Source organism: Blattabacterium cuenoti, from assembly GCF_014251275.1.
Taxonomy (GTDB): domain Bacteria; phylum Bacteroidota; class Bacteroidia; order Flavobacteriales; family Blattabacteriaceae; genus Blattabacterium; species Blattabacterium cuenoti_AG.
Genome location: NZ_CP059183.1, coordinates 216,597 through 236,731 on the forward strand (window position 1 = coordinate 216,597; position 20,135 = coordinate 236,731).

General features: G+C 23.2%; 17 protein-coding genes and 1 tRNA gene. 10 read left to right on the forward strand and 8 right to left on the reverse strand.

Annotated elements, in window-relative coordinates; all coding sequences use genetic code 11:
* Positions 1–491: 491 nt before the first annotated feature.
* From H0H76_RS01035 to H0H76_RS01065, 7 genes are all read left to right on the forward strand, one after another.
* Positions 492–911 carry a glycine cleavage system protein H gene (locus tag H0H76_RS01035; protein ID WP_185855691.1) on the forward strand — a complete coding sequence of 140 codons (420 nt, stop codon included), beginning with the start codon at positions 492–494 and terminating at the stop codon, positions 909–911.
* A gap of 61 nt (positions 912–972) precedes the next feature.
* Complete coding sequence (locus tag H0H76_RS01040) at positions 973–3,195, forward strand: heavy metal translocating P-type ATPase (RefSeq protein ID WP_185855692.1); 2,223 nt, start codon at positions 973–975, stop codon at positions 3,193–3,195.
* A gap of 4 nt (positions 3,196–3,199) precedes the next feature.
* Positions 3,200–3,337, forward strand: a complete 138-nt coding sequence (gene ccoS / locus H0H76_RS01045; RefSeq protein WP_185855693.1) for a cbb3-type cytochrome oxidase assembly protein CcoS — start codon at positions 3,200–3,202, stop codon at positions 3,335–3,337.
* 62 nt (positions 3,338–3,399) lie between these two features.
* Positions 3,400–5,607, forward strand: a complete 2,208-nt coding sequence (gene ccoN, locus H0H76_RS01050) for a cytochrome-c oxidase, cbb3-type subunit I (RefSeq protein WP_185855694.1) — start codon at positions 3,400–3,402, stop codon at positions 5,605–5,607.
* Positions 5,608–5,803: 196 nt separating this feature from the next.
* Complete coding sequence (locus H0H76_RS01055; protein WP_185855695.1) at positions 5,804–6,694, forward strand: cbb3-type cytochrome c oxidase N-terminal domain-containing protein; 891 nt, start codon at positions 5,804–5,806, stop codon at positions 6,692–6,694.
* Positions 6,695–6,698: 4 nt separating this feature from the next.
* Positions 6,699–7,160 carry a FixH family protein gene (locus H0H76_RS01060; protein WP_185855696.1) on the forward strand — a complete coding sequence of 154 codons (462 nt, stop codon included), beginning with the start codon at positions 6,699–6,701 and terminating at the stop codon, positions 7,158–7,160.
* Between the two features lie 26 nt (positions 7,161–7,186).
* Positions 7,187–9,466, forward strand: a complete 2,280-nt coding sequence (locus tag H0H76_RS01065) for an NADP-dependent malic enzyme (protein ID WP_185855697.1) — start codon at positions 7,187–7,189, stop codon at positions 9,464–9,466.
* Here the strand turns inward: H0H76_RS01065 and murI are convergent.
* The 6 genes from murI to H0H76_RS01095 all read right to left on the reverse strand — a co-directional run bounded on the left by murI (position 9,463) and on the right by H0H76_RS01095 (position 13,994).
* The gene (gene murI, locus H0H76_RS01070) at positions 9,463–10,266 is read right to left on the reverse strand and encodes a glutamate racemase (protein WP_185855698.1); all 804 of its coding nucleotides are present in this window, start codon (positions 10,264–10,266) and stop codon (positions 9,463–9,465) included. The two genes, H0H76_RS01065 and murI, sit on opposite strands and share 4 nt — an antisense overlap.
* A 108-nt stretch (positions 10,267–10,374) precedes the next feature.
* Positions 10,375–10,611 carry a 30S ribosomal protein S20 gene (gene rpsT, locus H0H76_RS01075; protein WP_185855699.1) on the reverse strand — a complete coding sequence of 79 codons (237 nt, stop codon included), beginning with the start codon at positions 10,609–10,611 and terminating at the stop codon, positions 10,375–10,377.
* Between the two features lie 44 nt (positions 10,612–10,655).
* A tRNA-Glu gene (locus tag H0H76_RS01080) sits at positions 10,656–10,727 on the reverse strand.
* A gap of 75 nt (positions 10,728–10,802) precedes the next feature.
* Entirely contained in the window at positions 10,803–12,053 is a 1,251-nt protein-coding gene (locus H0H76_RS01085; protein WP_185855700.1) for a 3-phosphoshikimate 1-carboxyvinyltransferase, read from the reverse strand.
* A gap of 92 nt (positions 12,054–12,145) precedes the next feature.
* Entirely contained in the window at positions 12,146–13,123 is a 978-nt protein-coding gene (locus H0H76_RS01090; protein WP_185855701.1) for a transketolase family protein, read from the reverse strand.
* 1 nt (position 13,124) lies between these two features.
* Positions 13,125–13,994 (reverse strand): transketolase, encoded by an 870-nt coding sequence (locus H0H76_RS01095; RefSeq protein WP_185855702.1) that lies wholly within the window; start codon positions 13,992–13,994, stop codon positions 13,125–13,127.
* Between the two features lie 79 nt (positions 13,995–14,073).
* On the opposite strand from H0H76_RS01095, the gene smpB reads away from it, so the two are divergent.
* Positions 14,074–14,520: an SsrA-binding protein SmpB gene (smpB, locus tag H0H76_RS01100; protein ID WP_238783893.1), complete on the forward strand. Its 447-nt coding sequence runs from the start codon at positions 14,074–14,076 to the stop codon at positions 14,518–14,520.
* Positions 14,521–14,779: 259 nt separating this feature from the next.
* The gene (locus tag H0H76_RS01105) at positions 14,780–17,101 is read left to right on the forward strand and encodes an outer membrane beta-barrel protein (protein WP_185855703.1); all 2,322 of its coding nucleotides are present in this window, start codon (positions 14,780–14,782) and stop codon (positions 17,099–17,101) included.
* An 81-nt stretch (positions 17,102–17,182) separates the two neighbouring features.
* Here H0H76_RS01105 and tatC read toward each other — a convergent pair whose 3' ends face one another.
* Complete coding sequence (gene tatC, locus H0H76_RS01110; protein ID WP_185855704.1) at positions 17,183–17,980, reverse strand: twin-arginine translocase subunit TatC; 798 nt, start codon at positions 17,978–17,980, stop codon at positions 17,183–17,185.
* Positions 17,981–18,042: 62 nt separating this feature from the next.
* Between tatC and H0H76_RS01115 the strand changes: the two genes are divergently transcribed.
* Positions 18,043–19,053, forward strand: a complete 1,011-nt coding sequence (locus tag H0H76_RS01115) for a DUF933 domain-containing protein (RefSeq protein ID WP_185855705.1) — start codon at positions 18,043–18,045, stop codon at positions 19,051–19,053.
* Here H0H76_RS01115 and H0H76_RS01120 read toward each other — a convergent pair.
* Positions 19,046–20,134, reverse strand: a complete 1,089-nt coding sequence (locus tag H0H76_RS01120) for a zinc-binding metallopeptidase family protein (protein WP_185855706.1) — start codon at positions 20,132–20,134, stop codon at positions 19,046–19,048. The genes H0H76_RS01115 and H0H76_RS01120 overlap by 8 nt on opposite strands.
* Position 20,135 lies beyond the last annotated feature (1 nt).

The window sequence follows — 20,135 nt, forward strand, 5'->3', positions numbered from 1 at the left end:
TAAAATTTCCATAGAAAAAATGGAAAAATTTGGTATTACAACTAGTATAAAACTAGTATAAAACTAGTATAAAATTAGTATAGAGTATATTGGAATCTTGTAGTGTAAATAGTAAATTATAAAAAATTACAAATAATCACTTTAGTATTAAATGTGGGAAAAATTGTAAAGTAAATATTTATTATAACTACGATGACAAATTAAAATAATGTTTTAGAAAATATAGTCCTGTGATATAGATAACAAAATAGATTATTATTTATATTTTCTTTTAAATTATCAATTATAATCAAGTAAAAAAAAAGTAAATAAACCATATTTTTTATATAGTAAAATTAATATAATTAAAAACTTTTTTTTATTAATTAAAAATAAATTAAATATAATAATTAATAAAATTACTTTTAATTTTTTAAATATTTAATAAAGTAAAAGTATAAATATAGATATAAATATGAAAGTAATATATAAAGAAAGAAAATATTTTTTTTATGAATAAAAAGGATTTAAAATACAGTAAAAATCATGAATGGGTAGGAATAATTAATTATGATAATTCATATATAGACAATAATAATAAAAATAAATATCATGCATTTATAGGTATTACATATTTCGCCCAGAAGGAATTAGGAGATATTGTTTATTTAGATATTGATAATTCTATTTTGAAAAAGGAGATAAAAGAAAAAGAAGTTTTTGGAACTATAGAGGCAGTAAAAACTGTTTCAGATTTATTTATGCCTGTTTCAGGAATAATTTTAGAAATTAACGATAAATTAATATCTAATCCAGAATTGATAAATAAAAATTCTTATGAAGAATGGATGATAAAAATAATAATATTAGATATAAGTACATATGATAAACTTATGTCATTTAAAGAATATGAAAAATATATAAGTATATAATTACTACATTTATTATATTAAATTAGGTTAATTATATTGTTACATAAATTATTATTTTAATATGAATAAAAATGACTTGTATAAATTTCTTGATAATGAAAAAGTTTCAAATAAAATAATTGATTTTCATTATAAATATATTACAAAAGTTCATTTTTTAATTCCATCTATTAGATGTTATTCCTGCATTTATATATTGGAAAATTTATCTATAAAAAATAATAATATTTTTGAATCTGTTGTAGATTTTACAAATAAAAAAATTTGGATAACATTTAATAATACCAAATTAAAATTAAGTGAAATAGCAAAATTACTAGATTATATTGGATATCCTCCCTCTGTTAATTTTGAAATAATAAATGAAAATAAAAACAAAAAATTATCTTTTGATAAAAAATTGATAGGAAAACTTGCGATATCATTTTTTTGTTTTGGGAATATAATGCTTTTATCTATTCCAGAATATATTGGATCTTGTGAAGATATTTGGTATTTTAATCATCGTAATTTTTTTAGATATTTAATGTTATTAATTTCATTGCCAATAGTATTTTTACTTTTTTTAGATCATATAAAATATGTAATATTAGGATTAAAAAAATCAGTTATTAATATAGATATTCCAATTTTTATTGGAATAACAGTTTTATTTTTATGGAGTGTTTATGAAATATTTTCTGATTTAGGTCCTGGATATTTAGATAGTATTTCTAGTTATTCTTTATTTTTATCAATTAGTAAATTATTTAAAGATCATACTAGTGATGTTATTTTTTATAGAAAATATAAATCTTTTTATCCTATTTTAATAACAAAAATTAAAAATGGAAAAGAGAAAAAAGTACTACTTTCATCTTTAAAAGAAAAAGATATTATATTAATTAAAAACCAAGAAATTATTCCTGCTGATTCTATTTTAATAAAAGGTAAGGCTATATTAGATAATAGTTTTATTACAGGAGAATCTTATTTAGTTAATAAAAAAATAGGAGATAAAATTTATGCAGGATCTAAACAAAAAGGAGAAATAATTTATTTAAAAGTTTTGAAAAACGTAGATCATAGTTATTTGAGTGTTCTATGGAATAATAACAAAAAAAAAAATAAAAACAAAGACTTTTATTTAAATTCGATATCTACTAATTTAAGTAAATATTTTACTCCTACTGTATTATTAATTTCACTACTAACAGGAATGTATTGGTATTTAATAAATAATAATGTAAAGGAAACATTTCATACAATGTTTTCAGTATTAATTATTACTTGTCCTTGTGCTCTAGTACTTTCGTGTCCATTAATATTAGGAAATTTTATGATTTTGTTTTCTAAAAAAGGATTTTATATTAAAGATATTTTTACTATGGAAAAAATTTCAAAAATAAAAACTTTAGTTTTTGATAAAACTGGAACATTAACAGATCCTAAAAAGTCTTATATAAAATTTGTAGGATCATTAAAGTACAATGAAAAAAAAATGATTGCTTCTTTACTTCGACATTCTAATCATCCACTAAGCAAAAAAATATTATCCAAGTTATCAATTAATAATTTTTATTCTATAAAACATTTTAAAGAAATAGTAGGAAAAGGTTTAACATGTAAAATAAATGGAGTTTCAGTAAAAATTGGATCATCAAAATACTTAAATGTTAATATTAAAAATGATAATAAAAAAACTAAAGTAGCTGTTACTATTAACAATAAATTATTAGGATATTTTTTCTTTAGAAATTTTTATAGAAATGGAATAGAAAAAATATTTTATAAATTAAGAAACTATAAAATAGTTATTTTATCTGGAGATAACAATAATTTGGAAAAAAAATACTTAAAGTCTATCTTACCAAATTCTGGTAAAATATTGTTTCATCAAAGTCCAGAAAATAAAATGTATTATATAAAAAAATTACAAAATAATGGAGAAAAAGTAATGATGTTTGGAGATGGAATTAATGATTGTGCTGCACTAAATCAAAGTGAAATTGGTGTAGCTGTTGCAGATAATATAACAAGTTTTTTCCCTAGTTGTGATGCTTTTATTAAATCTTCAGATTTATATAAAATTTGCTTATTTTTGAAAATATCAAAAATATCTGTGAAATTAATTGTTATTAATTTTATGATTAGTTTATTATATAATGTATTTGGAATTATATTTGCTGTTACAGGAACATTAAAGCCTATAGTTGCTTCTATATTAATGCCATTAAGTTCTCTTTCAGTTATTATATTTTCTATTATTTCTACTAGTTTAGTAACAAAAAAATTAATTTTTTAATTATATGGATGTAATAATTATTATGATATTATCTAGTATCTCTTTGGGAGCGTTATTTCTTATATTATTTTTATTTTGTCTTTATTCTGGAGGGTTTGAAGATTATGAATCTACTAAGATAAGGATTCTAATGGATAATTAAATAATAAATAATATTATTTAAATAATTGTTTATTTTTTTTATTTAATGAATATGGGAAAAAAATGGGAAAAAAGATATATTGTTACAATAATAAAATAGTAAAAGCTTTTTTATATGCTACTCTATTTTGGGCACTTATTGGGTTTTTTGCTGGATTACTAATTGCATTTTTATTATTCTGTCCTAAATTACCAGAATTTATTTTTGGTGAAAAACTAAAATATACTCAAGGAATTTTTGGATTTGGAAGATGGAGAATGTTACATACAAATACCGCTATTTTTGCTTTTGTAGGAAATATCATATTTACTGGTTATTATTATGCTTTACAACGTTTACTGAGAACAAGAATTTTTAGTGATCTTCTTAGTTGGATTCATTTTTGGGGTTGGCAAATATTTATTGTTTCTACTTGGATTACATTTTTATTAGGAATTAATACAAGTAAAGAATATGCTGAACATGAATGGCCTATAGATATTGTATTATTTTTAATTTGGATTGTTTATGGAATAAATATGATAGGTAGTATTTTAAAAAGAAGAATAAAACATTTATATGTTAGTATTTGGTTTTTATTAGGAACATGGGTTGCGGTTGCAATGCTACATGTATTTAATAATCTTGAATTACCTATATCTCTTTTATCCTTCAAAAGTTATTCTATATATGCTGGAGTTCAAGATGCATTAATGCAATGGTGGTATGGGCATAATGCTGTAGCTTTTATTTTAACTACTCCTATACTAGGACTTATGTATTATTTTGTTCCAAAAGCATCAAATCAACCTATTTTTTCTTATAAATTATCTATTATTCATTTTTGGTCTTTAATATTTATATATATATGGGCTGGCCCTCATCATTTAATGTACACATCATTACCTAATTGGGCTCAAATGTTGGGGACTATTTTTTCCATAATGTTAATTGCTCCTTCTTGGGGTGGAATGTTAAATGGATTATTAACATTGAGAGGTGCATTTGAAAAAATGAAAAAAGATCCTGTATTAAAATTTTTTTTAGTTGGGATAACTTGTTATGGTATGGCAACATTCGAAGGACCTATGTTGGCAACTAAAACATTAAATTCAATAGGTCACTTTACTGATTGGGTAATTGGACATGTACATTTAGGTACTTTAGGTTGGAATGGATTTATGGCTTTTGGTATTATCTATTGGATAGTACAAAAAATGTGGAATACGAAATTATATTCTGTATCATTAGCTAATTTTCATTTTTGGTTAGGTCTTATTGGAATTATTCTTTACATTTTTCCAATGTATATTGGTGCAGTATTACAATCTATGATGTGGAAAAAATTTAACCCTGATGGAACTCTATATTATAAAAATTTCTTAGATTCTGTTTTAGCTATTATTCCTTTTTACAAAATAAGATTTATAGGTGGATTTACTTATTTTATTGGATTTTTGCTAATGATATATAACATTTTTAAAACTATTAAAAGTGGATATTTTATTAACAATGAAAAGTTCCAATATAATCTTTTTGATAAAGAAAAAAATAATAGTGAAAATATTAACAGCTGGCATAGTTGGTTAGAGAAAAAACCAATACAATTTACTATATTTTCTTTTATTGCTGTTGCAATTGGAGGATTCATAGAAATAGTCCCTACTATAATAATTAAATCTAATGTTCCTACTATACATAGTGTAAAACCTTATTCAGCTCTAGAATTAGAAGGAAGAGATCTCTTTGTAAGAGAAGGGTGTAATGGATGTCATAGTGCACAAGTCCGTCCATTTAGAGATGAAGTTGTTCGTTATGGTGAATATTCTAAAGCTGGTGAATTTGTATATGATCATCCTTTTTTATGGGGATCTAAACGTACAGGTCCTGATTTAGCACGAGAAGGAGGTAAAAATCCAAGTTCTTGGCATTATAATCATATGTTAAATCCTAGATCTACTTCTCCTGGGTCCATAATGCCTAGATATCCATGGATAATTTACAATAAATTAAATAGATATAATACAGAAAAAAAGATAAAAGCTATGATTAAATTAGGTGTTCCATATACAATGGAATATATAAAAAATATTAATAAAAATATGGATGAACAAGCAAAAAAAATAGTTCTTGAAATATATGAAGAATATCCAAATTTAAAAGAAGAGATAAAAAAACAAAAAATAACAGAAAAAGAAAAATTTATTCCATTAGAAAAAAGAGAAATTATAGCATTGATTTCTTATTTACAACGTTTAGGTAAAGATATAAAATCTTTTAATAAAAATTAGTTAATGAGTTTTTTAAAAAATTATTTAAAAATAGAAAAAAATATAGGAATTTTTCAATCAATTATATTAGTAATTTTTTTTATATCATTTTTTTTTATAATATTTTTTGTTTTTTCAAAAAAAAAAAAATTTTATAAAAAAATAAGTTTTCTACCTTTAAATGATAAAGAAAAAAAATAATACATATTATTAACATATGAATAGGTATAAAATTCCTTATTTTATAATAATACCTTTTATTTTATCTGTTATATGGTTTATATTTTATACTTTTTTAAAAAGTTATGATCATATAAATTATATAACTCATCCTATAACTATATATTTTTTCTTAATAAATACAATATTATTAATTGTTTTAGAATCTATAAATAATTTAATTTTTAAAATTAGATTAAAATCTTTCTCTTATAAAGAAAGAAAGAACATTTTAGAAAAAAAAGAGGGGAATTATTTTTATTCTCTTTACAAATTTATTTTTTTTGATCCTAAAAAAATAAATAAAGAAATTAAAAAAATAGACCATGGATTTGATGTAATTATAGAATTAGATAATAAATTACCAATTTGGTGGATACATCTTTTTTATACTACTTTTATTTTTTCTAGTATTTATTTTTTTTCTTATTTATTTATGGATTTTTCAAATCCATATAAAGAATATGATATTTCTTATAGAAAACAATTAAAAGAAATAGAAATTTTTGAAAAAAATGTTCCTCAAGCGACAATAGAAAATTCTATTTTTAAAAAATATTTAGTAAATGACGGAAAATTACTTTTTAAAGAAAATTGCGCTACTTGTCATAAATCAGATGGAAGTGGGAACATAGGCCCAAACTTAACAGATGAATACTGGATAAATAAAGTAGAAAAAGATTTGTATAAAAATATATTTTATATAATATGGAATGGAAGTGAAAAAAATCCCGCTATGCGCCCTTTTGGAAAATCGAAAGAAATAAAAGGAAATGATATTGAAAAAATATCGAGTTATGTTTATTTTATAAATAGAATAGATAAAAAACCATTAATACATAAATCTCCTCAAGGAGAAAAAATTTTAGAATGGAGTAAAGGAATATAAAATTATGAGGATAAAATTTAATTGGTTTATAGGAGTAACATTATCCATTATCTTATTTATAATTTTTGTTGTATTCATAGCTTTTATTTTACCAATTATTTTTCCAAATGTAAAAAGTCAATTGATATCAAACGAATATTACAAAGAAGAAATTAAATATCAAGAAATAATAAATGAGAAAAAAAATACAATTAAATTCCCTAATAGAATAAAAGTCCTTATTTCAAAAAATGGTATTATTACAACATTTCCTTTAGATAAAGGAAATGTTGTACATGGAGTTTTAACTTTACTAAGATTTTCTTCTAATAAACTAGATATTAAAAAAAATTTTTACTTTATTAAATTTTTTGAAAAGAGGTTATTTATTTCAAAAAATGAATTGAAAAAAGGATATTATAAATTGATAATTAGATTTGTATCGGATAGAAAATATTTTTTTGAAAAAGATTTATTTTGGAAATAAAAGTATACGAAAATATTATTTAAATTATGAAGAAAAAAATAAACAATCTTCGTGAAGAATCGTTGAATTATCATAGTGAATTTCCTTCAGGAAAAATACAAATTTCACCCACAAAAAAATATGATAATCAAAGAGATTTATCTCTTGCTTATTCTCCAGGAGTTGCTGAACCATGTAAAGAAATTGCTATTTCTCCTATAAATGCATACAAATACACTTCTAAAGGAAATCTTGTAGCAGTTATTACTAATGGAACTGCAGTATTAGGTCTTGGAAATATAGGGGCTTTAGCATCTAAACCAGTAATGGAAGGTAAAGCCCTTTTATTTAAAATATTTTCTGATATTGATGTATTTGACATTGAAATTAATGAATCTAATACAGATAAATTTATAGAAATAGTAAAATCATTATCTCCTACTTTTGGAGGTATTAATTTAGAAGATATTAAAGCTCCAGAAGCTTTTGAAATAGAAAGAAGACTACAAGAAGAATTAGAAATTCCAGTAATGCATGATGATCAACATGGAACTGCTATTATTTCAGGAGCAGCATTATTAAATGCAATTTATTATGTAAAAAAAAACATTAATAATATTAAAGTGGTAGTTAATGGAGCTGGTGCTGCAGCTATTTCTTGTACAAGAATATATAAAAAACTTGGAGTTAATCGTAAAAATATTCTTATGTTTGATAGTAAAGGATTATTACACTTTTCTAGAAATGATTTAAATGATGAAAAAAAAGAATTTTGTGTAAATGTTTATCCAATACAAAGATTAGAACAGGCAATTAAAAATGCAGATGTATTTATTGGTTTATCTACAGGTGGGATCCTTACTACTAAAATGTTAAAGAGTATGGCAAAAAATCCTATTGTATTTGCTATGGCTAATCCTGAACCAGAAATAGATTACAATTTAGCAGTAAAAATACGTCCAGATATAATTATGGCAACTGGAAGAAGTGATTATCCTAATCAAGTTAACAATGTATTAGGATTTCCTTATATATTTAGAGGAGCATTGGATGTACAAGCAAGTGTTATTAACGATGAAATGAAATTAGCTGCTATACATGCAATAGCATCTTTAGCAAAAGAAACTGTTCCAGAACAGGTTAATATTGTTTATAATAAAAAAAATATTTCTTTTGGAAAAGAATATATAATTCCAAAACCTTTTGATAATAGATTGATATCCCGTGTATCCCCAGCTGTTGCTAAAGCCGCTATGGAATCTGGAGTAGCAAAAAATCCTATATTAGATTGGAATTCATATAAAGAAAAATTACTTGATAGAATGGGTTTTGAAAGTAAAATTCTTAGAATGATTCAAAATAGGGCAAAAACAGATCCTAAAAAAATTGTGTTTTGTAATGGAGAAGAATATGATATTATTAAATCAGTACAAATTCTTAACGAAGAAGGTATTATTCATGATCCTATAGTTTTAGGGAACGAAACACGTATAAAAAAAATAATAAAAGAAAATAAATTAAACATTGAACTAAACATTATAGATCCGGAAAAAGAAGAAAATAGAAAAAAAGTAGAATGTTATGCAACAATGTTTTGGAAAAAAAGAAATAGAAAAGGTATAACTTTATATGATTCTAAAATACGTATGAGGACTATTGACTATTTTGGTGCAATGATGGTTGATCAAAAAGAAGCAGATGCAGTAATTACAGGTTACTCTAGGAATTTTTCATTAAGTTTACGTCCTATGTTAGAAGTTATAGGTAGTTCAAATTCAATTCGTAAAATAGCAGGTATGATGATTTTACTATCTAAAAAGGGGCCATTATTTTTAGCAGATACAGCTGTAATACCAGATCCTAATAGTGAAGAATTAGCAAGAATAGCCATTATGGCAGCTAGTGTAGTAAAATGGTTTGATATAGAACCACATATAGCAATGCTTTCTTTTCAAAATTTTTCTTCAAATTCAAAAATATCATGTAAAATGTCAAAAACAGTTTCATTCTTGCATAAAAAATATCCTAATCTTATAGTAGATGGAGAGTTACAACCTGATTTTGCTTTAAATGAATTTTTATTATCTAGTAAGTTTCCTTTTTCAAAACTTGTAAAGAAAAAAGCAAATATATTTATTTTTCCTAATCTTGAATCAGGAAACTTAACATATAAATTTATTAGAGGGTTAGGAGATGTTAAGATAATAGGACCTGTAATGCTAGGAATGAGAAAACCAGTTCATGTAATGCAAATGCAATCTAGTATAGAAGAAATTGTAAATCTATCTACTATAGCTGTAATTGATGCCCAACTCAGAAAAAACTAAATTACATGAATATTTATAAATACATTTTTTCCAAAAAGACACTTTACTTTTTTATAAAAAAAACAAGGAATAGAACTAGACGTATAAAATATTATTTTTTCTTTCCATAAAGATATAGGAGTTATGCATAACATATCTTTATCATACAATTTTTTTTTTATTTCTTTTACTACTATAGTTTGTATATCAATTAAATGGACTTTTCCATGATAAAATTTTTCAAATTCTTGTTTAATAAATAAATAATGAGTACAAGCTAATAACAAGGCATCTATTGACTTTAGAGTATTTAAATAATTTTTTAAAAAAAAATTCATTATTTTTATATTTGTTCCTTTTTCTATTAAAAGAGCTAGAAATGGGATTGATATTGAAATAATGTTTAAATGATGATAATATTTTATTATATTTTTAATATAAAAATTTGAATTTATGGTTGCTGTAGTTCCAATTATTCCTATTCTTTTAAAAGAAAAAAAAATTTTATTTTTTATTACTGGATTTATAACATCGAAAATTAATATTTTTTTTTTAAATTTTTCTTTAATAATTTCTAAAGCGTTAGAAGTAATTGAATTACATGCTATTACTATGGCTTTACATTTTTTTTCATAAAGAAAAGATACCATTTTAATGGATTTTTCTATAATGAATTTTTTAGATTTTTCTCCATATGGCATATTTTTAGTATCTCCAAAATAAATAATATTCTCATTTGGCATTTGTTTTTTTATTTCTTTAGCTATAACAAGACCTCCTATTCCAGAATCAAAAATTCCTATAGGATAGCTATTTTTCATTATACATCATAAGTAATAAAAAATTGTGTATTATTTAGATAACATGCAATAATATAACAAACACTACAATAATATGATAGAAATAGTAACAATAAAAATAAAATTATATTATAAAGAAAGTTTTTTTAATAATTTATTTTTCCATCTGGAAGCTTTATTAATATGAATAATTTTTTTTTTAGATAGTTTGTCGATCATAGATATTACTAAATGCAAATCTTTTTTATTTTTATTCTGTAATAATTTTTTTATAGCTGTTTTTGTACTTTTATGTACATATCTATTACGTAATCGCCTTACATAATTTTGTCTAATTCTCTTAAAAGAAGATAAGTGGTTTGCCATTATAAGTACAAATTAATTTTTTATAATACTATTTTATATTTATATAGCCCATAGGGGAATCGAACCCCTCTTTCCAGGATGAAAACCTGAGGTCCTAACCAATAGACGAATGGGCCAATAGTTACAAAATACAAATTAAGTATTTTTTTTAAAAAAAAAAATAATATTTTTTTTATGGTAAAATTTATACATTACATTGTAATTGAAAAACTTAAATGTTTTAAATCTTTCCAAAAATTAGGATACGACTTATTTACTACATATGGTTCTTCTATTTTTAAAGAAAAACAACATAATGCAAAAGTTGTAAAAGACATAGCCATTCTATGATCTTGATATGTTTTAACTTCTATAGGTAATTTTTTTTCTTTATAATTTTTATAAAAATCTTTAATTTCAAAATCATAATTTGTAATGTTTGTTATAATTCCAAATTTTAGTAGTTCTTTTTTCAAAGCTTCTAATCTATCCGTTTCTTTGATTCTTAAAGTTTCTAATCCTTTTAATTTACATTTTATTCCGAGGGAAGCACAAGTAACTGCAATAGTTTGTGCAATATCAGGTGTTTCATTTAAATTTAATTCTATATATTTTTTATGATAAAAATTAATATTTTTTACCAATTTTATTTCATTATTATTAAATATAGTTGATATTCCAAAATATTTTTTATATATAGTGGAAATCATTTTATCTCCTTGTAAACTTTTTTTATTATATGAATATAAAGTAACATTACTATTTTTAGAAATACTTACCATAGAATAATAATATGAAGCAGAACTCCAATCAGATTCTACTTTGAAATATTTTTTACCAATTTTCTTTCCTGGATAAATATGAATCATTTTGTTTGTCCAAGTTGCTATAATGCCTGAAGATATTAATAAATCAAATGTCATTTTTATATAAGGAAGAGATGTTATGTGGTTTTCTAAAAATATTTTTAATCCATTTTCAAATTTACTAGCTATTAACATTAAAGAACTAATATACTGACTACTTATTTTTGCATCTATTGTAATTTTACCTCCTAATATTTTTTTTCCAAATATTTTAATTGGAGGAAAACCTATTTTTTCTAAATAATCAATTTTAGCTCCTAATTTTATTAAAGAATCTACAAGAACAGAAATTGGTCTTTCTTTCATTCTATTTGATCCAGTTAGAATGACTTCTTTTTTTTCTTGTATAGATAAATAAGAAGTTAAAAAGCGCATTGCAGTTCCAGCATGATTTATATCCAATATATTTGAAGTGCTAATTAAACTTTTTTTCAAAATATTTGTATCATCACAATCTGAAATATTATCTATATAAATATCGTTTCCATAAATAGCTTTTAAAATTAAAAGTCTATTAGAGATACTTTTTGAACCGGTTATATATATAGAACCATGTAAATTATCAGTTTTTTTGCAAACATTAATATAAGAATACATATAGTATTTAGTATTACGTTAATTTTAAATTATATACTATTACTAGTTATATAGTTATAGTATAGTATTATTTTTTTTACTATAGTTTTATATTATAATTTTTTTATTTTTTCTTTTCTTTCCAAAACAATATTTACATTATCTATTATAGCATTACGATCAATATTATATTTTTTTAATAGTTCTAGGGGCTTTCCACTTTCTCCAAAAGTATCATTAACTGCAACAAAATTTTGGGGGATACAACAATTATTAGTTGTCAAAATTCTTGCAATACTTTCACCTAATCCTCCAAAATAATTATGTTCTTCAGCAGTTACAATACATTTAGTTTTATTAATAGATTTTAATATTGTAGATTCATCTAATGGTTTAATAGTATGTATATTTATTACTTCACTTTCAATTCCTTTTTTTTCATATAATAATTTAGAAGCTTCCAGTGCTTCCCAAACTAAATGACCTGTACTAACAATAGTTACATCTTTACCTTCTGTTAAAACTATAGCTTTTCCTATTTCGAATATTTGATTTTTGTCTGTAAAATTTGTTACTTTAGGGCGCCCAAATCGTAAATATATTGGGCCTGAAAATACAGATATAGCTATTGTTGCTGCATATGTTTGATTATAATCACAAGTATTAATAACAGTCATTCCAGGTAACATTTTCATTAATCCTATATCTTCTAAACTTTGATGAGTAGCACCATCTTCTCCTAAAGTTAATCCAGAATGAGAAGCACATATTTTTACATTTTTATTAGAATAAGAAATAGATTGTCTAATTTGATCGTATACTCTAGAAGTTGCAAAATTTGCAAATGTTCCAACAAAAGGAATATATTCTGCAATACTCAATCCCGCTGCTATACCAATCATATTTGCTTCTGCTATTCCAATTTGAAAAAATCGTTCAGGATATTTTTTTGAAAATTCATTCATAAATAAAGAATTAGTCAGATCTGCACATAAAGCAACAATTCTTCTATTTTTTTCACCTAGAAAAGTTAAAGCTTTTCCAAATCCTGCTCTTGTTTCTTTTAATTCAAAACTTTTGTATATTTTCATATTATAAATTTTTTTTTATTGGATAGTCCCCTAAGAAACTTTCAGGTAATTGTTTAAGAGCTTTTTTTAATTCATCTTCATTAGGATATTTTCCATGCCAAGTATTATCTTTACTCATAAAATCAACTCCATATCCCATTTTTGTATACAATATTATAATAACTGGTTTGTTTTTTTTTGTTCTTTTTCTTGCGTTTTTTAAAACATTAATTACACTTACAATGTTATTTCCTTCTAATTCTTCTATTACATCCCATCCAAAAGATTCAAATTTTTTTTTAAGATTTCCAAGAGGTAAAACTTTATTTGTTGATCCATCTATTTGTTGTCCATTATAATCTACAGTTGCAATATAATTATCTATATTTCTAGATCCAGCATACAATACTGCTTCCCAAATTTGTCCTTCATTTAATTCACCATCTCCATGTAAACTATAAACTAATGAATCAAACTCTCTTTCTAATTTTTTTGCTAAAGCGGAACCAATAGCTACAGACATCCCTTGTCCAAGTGATCCAGAAGAAATTCGTATACCAGGTAAATTTTTATTGACAGAAGGATGTCCTTGTAAACGAGAATTTAATTTTCTAAAAGAAGAAAGTTCTTTAACTGAGAAAAAACCTGTACGAGCTAATATACTGTAGTATACTGGTGAAATATGTCCGTTAGATAAAAAAAATAGATCTTCTCCTTTTCCCTTCATAGTAAATTTTTTTGGATTATAATTCATAATTTTTTTATATAATGCAACAAAATATTCTACACATCCTAAAGATCCACCTGGATGTCCAGATTTTGCATCATTAACCATTCTTAATATATCTCTACGTATTTGACAGCATAAATCATTTAAATAACTTACATTCATTTTATTTTATTTTTGTTTTAAAATAATTAATTAGATTAATTATATAATTATTTTAAAAAAACAAAATTAATAATTAATTATGAGTATTAGTATACTAATAGTAAATAGAAAAGCAAGATTTAAATATCATTTTTTAGAATATTATGTTGCTGGGATTGAATTACTTGGAACAGAAGTAAAATCTATAAAGAAAAAAAAAGTAAATATAACAGAAAGTTTTTGTAAAATAATAAATGGAGAATTATTTTCAGTAAATATGTATATCGCTGAATATGAATTTGGAAAGATCAATAATCATGAACCAAACAGAATTAGAAAATTATTATTAAATAAAAAAGAATTGATTAGAATTAATAAAAAATTAATAAATCCAGGAATAACTATAATACCAATAGAATTGTTTTTTAGTAAAAAAGGTTATATAAAAATGAAAATAGTTTTAGCAAAAGGTAAAAAAGATTATGATAAACGTGAAATTTTAAAGAAAAAATATTTAACAAGAGAAATGAAACAATTTTTTAATTAAATTTTGTTTAATTAATTTAATTAATTATATATATTTGTTCGTATTCAAAAATTTAAAAAAGTATAAAGAAAAAAAAATTATTTATTGTATCAATTGTATTAAATCAATAAACAAAAAAATAAAATAAAGTAATGAATAATATGTAATGTTAATGAAAAATTTTATTTTATTTTTTTAAACAAAATCGATTACTAGATTACTATTTTATTTATATTTATTTATTAGAGAAGTTTAAAGAAATTATAGTTTTATGAAAAACATGAATTTTTTTATTATTATTTTGTTATTTACTTTTTTTTCTTCTAGTTCTGTTTTTTCTAATTCGAAAGAAAAAGAATCTGAAGAAAATTTGTATTTGCGATTAGGAACACATGATGTAAATTATTTTCCTACTAATTCGCCTTTTAAAGGTAATTTTGATAAAAAGTACCATAGTATTGATCCAGTAATTTCAAATGTTGGATTAGGATATGATATAAACAAATATGTTGGAATTTGCTTAGATGCATCATTAGGATTGGTAGATAATCGAAGATGGGATATAGAAGATTCTTTATTTATTAACCTTACTAAAGGTGTAACCTTCCATGTATATCCAAACCATAAAATTGATCCTTATATTAGAATAGGTGGAGGTTATCACAAATTTAATAAATATGTAGATAAAGAATTATCAATTTCAGAAAAACATCTATTTAAAACTGAAAATAAAAACTTTGCTGTAGTAGATGGAGGATTAGGTGTAAATTTTTGGATGATTCCAAATTTAGGATTGAATTTACAAAGTACATATAATCATGTATTTGAAAATAAATCTCCAAATTATTTAGATTTTTGGAAACACAATATTGGATTAATTTTCCGTTTTGGTAGTTTACATGATATAGATGATATAATAAAAAATAGAAATACTAACATATTATATAAAAAAAATAAAAACAAAAAAGTAAGTTCAATTGATAATAAATATGAACATAAACATTCTGTTATTCACAGTAATAAAGGAAAATCTAAAAAAACTAAAACTACTACTAATAAAAAGAATAAATCTATTTCTAAAACTAAAATATTAAATACTAATACTAATACTACTAATACTAATAATAGTAACGTTAATTGTTGTAATAATGATAATAAAAATTCAAGAGATAAAAATAAGGTAATAATTGATAATGAAAATAGTGATGATAATAATATTATCAATAGTAAAAACAATAATGAAATAATTAACTTAAATTCAGATATAGATAAAGATGGCGTTTTAGATAAAGATGATTTATGTCCAAAAACATATGGATTAAAAGAATTTCAAGGTTGTCCAGAATCTGTTTATGTTAAAAAAAATCCTACTGTCCCAACTAAAAATAGTACAACATTTAATTTTACTCCTTCTATAAATGAAAATATTCCTACTATAATTCCAAATGGGAAAACTATCCCATCTATTCTAAATACTAATGTAAAAAAAACAATAGTTAAAGAAATTATTAAACCTAAAGCTAAAGGAAAAGGAGTAATAATATCAAATAAAAATATTCCAAAAAATATTTCTAATGTAAATAAAGGAAAGAATAAAGTAATAAGTTCTAAAAATAAAACACCTAAAGGAATTAAAACTAAAAGTAGTAGAGGAAGAGTTCCAGTTAGAGGAAGAGGAAGAGTTCCAGTTAGAGGAAGAGGAAGAGCTCCAGTTAGAGGAAGAGGAAGAGCTACAGTTAGAGGAAGAGGAAGATCCCCAGTTAGAGGAAGAGGAAGGGCCCCAGTTAGAGGAAGAGGAAGAGCCCCAGTTAGAGGAAGAGGAAGGGCCCCAGTTAGAGGAAGAGGAAGGGCCCCAGTTAGAGGAAGAGGAAGAGCCCCAGTTAGAGGAAGAGGAAGAGCCCCAGTTAGAGGAAGAGTCTCAATTAGAGGAAAATCAGCAGTTAGAAGAAAAACACCAGTTAGAAGAAAAGCACAAATTAGAAGAAAAGCACCAGTTAGAAGAAAAGCACTAGTTAGAAGAAAAGTACCAGTTAGAAGAAGAACTCCAGTTAGAAGAAAAGCACCAGTTAGAAAAAGAGTCCCAGTTAGAAGAAAAACACCAGTTAGAAGAAGAGGTAAAAATGTAGTTAGAAGAAGAGGTAAAAATGTAGTTAGAGGAAGAGGTAAAAGTGTAGTTAGAGGAAGAGGTAAGAGTGTAGTTAGAGGTAAAAATATAGTTAGAGGAAGAGGTAAAAGTGTAGTTAGAGGAAGAGGTAAAAGTGTAGTTAGAGGAAGAGGTAAAGGTGTAGTTAGAGGAAGAGGTAAAGGTGTAGTTAGAGGAAGAAGAAAAAGTGTGGTCAAAGGAAGAAGAAAAAGTATAGTTAGAGGAAGAAGAAAAAGTGTAGTTAGAGGAAGAAGAAAAAATGTAGTTAGAGGAAGAAGAAAAAATATAGTTAGAGGAAGAGTAAGAAGTAGAGTAATAACTAAAAAAAATAGAAAGATAACTACTAATACTAAAGAAAAAAAAATAAGTAGTAGTAATAACAACAAAAACAACAAAAATAAAAATCAAACTATAACAAAAAAAACAGATACAAATAATAAAACAAAAAAAAACAAATAAAGTAAAATATATTGTACATAATGTACATAAATAAAATAATATTAAACCTCTTGTTTATTTTATAACTAGAGGTTTGTTTTTTTATTTTTTTATTGCATAATAAGAAATATATATACTAATTTCATATAAAATTAAAAGAGGAACAAAAACTATAATTGTACTTAAAATATCTCCAGGAGTAATTGCAGAAGCAATAATTAACATTATAAGTATAGCATACTTTCTATTTTTTTTTAAAAAAATATAAGATATTATTTTTATTTTAGATAAAAAAAATATGAAAAATGGAAATAAAAAAATAATACCCATAGAAAAAACAGAATATATAATCAAAGAAATATAATCAGATAAATCAAAAATATTTTTAGGTAATGAACTAATTTTGAAAAAATATCCAAAATTAATTAAAAATGGAAATAATATATAGTATCCAAATAATACCCCACTAATAAATAATAGTGATATTATCCCTATAATTCCTTTAGAATATTTTTTCTCTTTTTTAGAAAGTGCAGGTTTTACAAACCTCCAAAACTCATATAAAATATATGGAAATGATAAAATTATTCCACCTATAATACAAGTAAATATGTATGTATTAAATTGCCCAAATATTTTCCTATTTTGAATTTCCAAGTTTTTAGATAAAAATAAGATAGGTTTAAAATTAAATCCTAAAAAATTTCTTGTAAAATTAGAAAATAAACGATAAGTAATAAAATCTTTTTTAGCTGGACCGAAGATGATACTATCAAATATAATGTTTTTATTATTCATTAAAACAATTGTAGTAATAACAATAGCAAAAAAACAATGTATAATATGTTTTCTAAGTTCTTCAATATGTTCCCAAAATGGAAATTGTTTTTCTTCACACATATATAATTATAATCAAATTTTCAATTAATTTAATTAATTAATTGAAAAAAAATAATTAAATCATGAAATGTGGAATTATTGGTCTTCCTAATATTGGAAAATCTACATTTTTTAATATTATTTCTAATTCTAGAGTACTATCAGAAAATTTTCCATTTTGTACTATAGAACCTAATTATGGAATTATAAAGATTCCAGATAATAGATTAAAAGTACTAAACAATATAGTAAATTCTACTAAAATTACTCCATCTGAAATAAAAATAATAGATATAGCTGGATTAATTAAAGGAGCTCATAAGGGAGAAGGTTTAGGAAATAAATTTTTATCTCATATAAGAGAAATTAATGTAATAATTCATATGATAAGATTTTTTGATAATACAGAAATTTCTCATGTAGAAGGGACGGTAGATCCTATTAGAGATAAGGAAATTGTAGATATGGAATTACAGTTAAAAGATTTAGAAACTGTGGAAAATACTTTAAAAAAAATTTATAAAAAAAAACAATTATATGAATATAAAAATTTTTTGAAAAATATTATATCTTTTTTAAAAAAAGGACAAAATATTAGATCATACCCATTTACTAAAGAATATGAAAAAGAATATGCAAACAGGTTGCAGTTATTAACTATAAAACCAATACTTTACATATATAATATCTCAGAATTAAATAAAAAAACTATTTTTTATATAGAAGATATAAAAAAAATAATAGAAAAACAAAATTCAGATCTTTATGTTTTTCCTTTAAAAAATGTTACCCCACATGACATAGAAAAAATAATGAAAAAAATACAAAACTTACTACATTTACAAAATTTTTTTACAGTAGGAAAAAATGAAATTCGATCATGGATAGTTCCAACTCCATGTACTGCTTATGAAGCATCTTCTTATATTCATACAGATATACAAAAAGGATTTATAAAAGCTGAAATTATACACTATAATGATTACATTACATACAAATCAAAAGAAAAAATAAAAACATTAGGAAAAATACTTATAGTAGGAAAAAAATCATTAATTAATGATGGTGATATTATTCACTTCAAATTTAGGTAATGAAAAAATTTTCAAAATTTCTATTAATTTCTAATAAAGTTTCAAAAATTAATGATATAGTTTTCTCAACATCTCTTTTATGAACCATTTCTACTGTAGTATGCATATATTTAAGTGGAAGTGATATTAAAGCAGATAAGACCCCTTTATTTGAATAAGCAAAAGCATCAACATCAGTTCCTGTTAATCTAGATGTTACTAAACGTTGAAATTCTATTTTATTGTTATTAGCAGTTTCAATAATAAAATTACGAATTTTTCTTTTTATAGATTGAGAATACACAATAACAGGTCCTAATCCACATTTTATATCTCCTTCAATTTTTTCATCAATCATAGAAATTGAAGTATCATGTGTAACATCTGTAACAATAGCTACATTAGGCTTAATATTTCTAGAAATCATTTTTGCACCTTTTAGTCCAATTTCTTCTTGAACAGAATTTACAACATATAACCCATATTTTAAATTAACATTGTTTTTAGTTATTAATCTAGCAACTTCTGCAATAATAAACCCTCCTATTTTATTATCTAATGCTCTAGAAACAAAATAATTGTTGTTCATAACAAAAAATTTATCAGGATAAGTAATAATACATCCTACATGAACTCCCATATTTATGGCTTCTTCTTTACTTGATACTCCTATATCAACAAAAATATTTTCTATTTTAGGATATTTTTCTTCAAAAGATTTTCTAGTATGAATTGCAGGCCATCCAAATACTCCATATATTATACCTTTTTCTGTATGTATTACTACTTTTTTAGATGTAGCAATTTGATGATCTGAACCTCCATTACGAGATACATAGATAATACCATCTTTTGTTATATAATTTACATACCACGATATTTCATCAGCATGTGCTTCAATAACCAATTTATATGAATTATCTGAATTTATAACTCCTACTGCTGTACCGAATAAATCTACATTTATTTTCTCTACGTAAGAATTAATATAATCCATCCATATTTTTTGTCCTTGATTTTCTTCACCTGATGGTGAAAAACTATTTAAATAATTTTCAATAAACTCAAAAGATTCTGAATCAATTAAATAATTTTTTTTCATA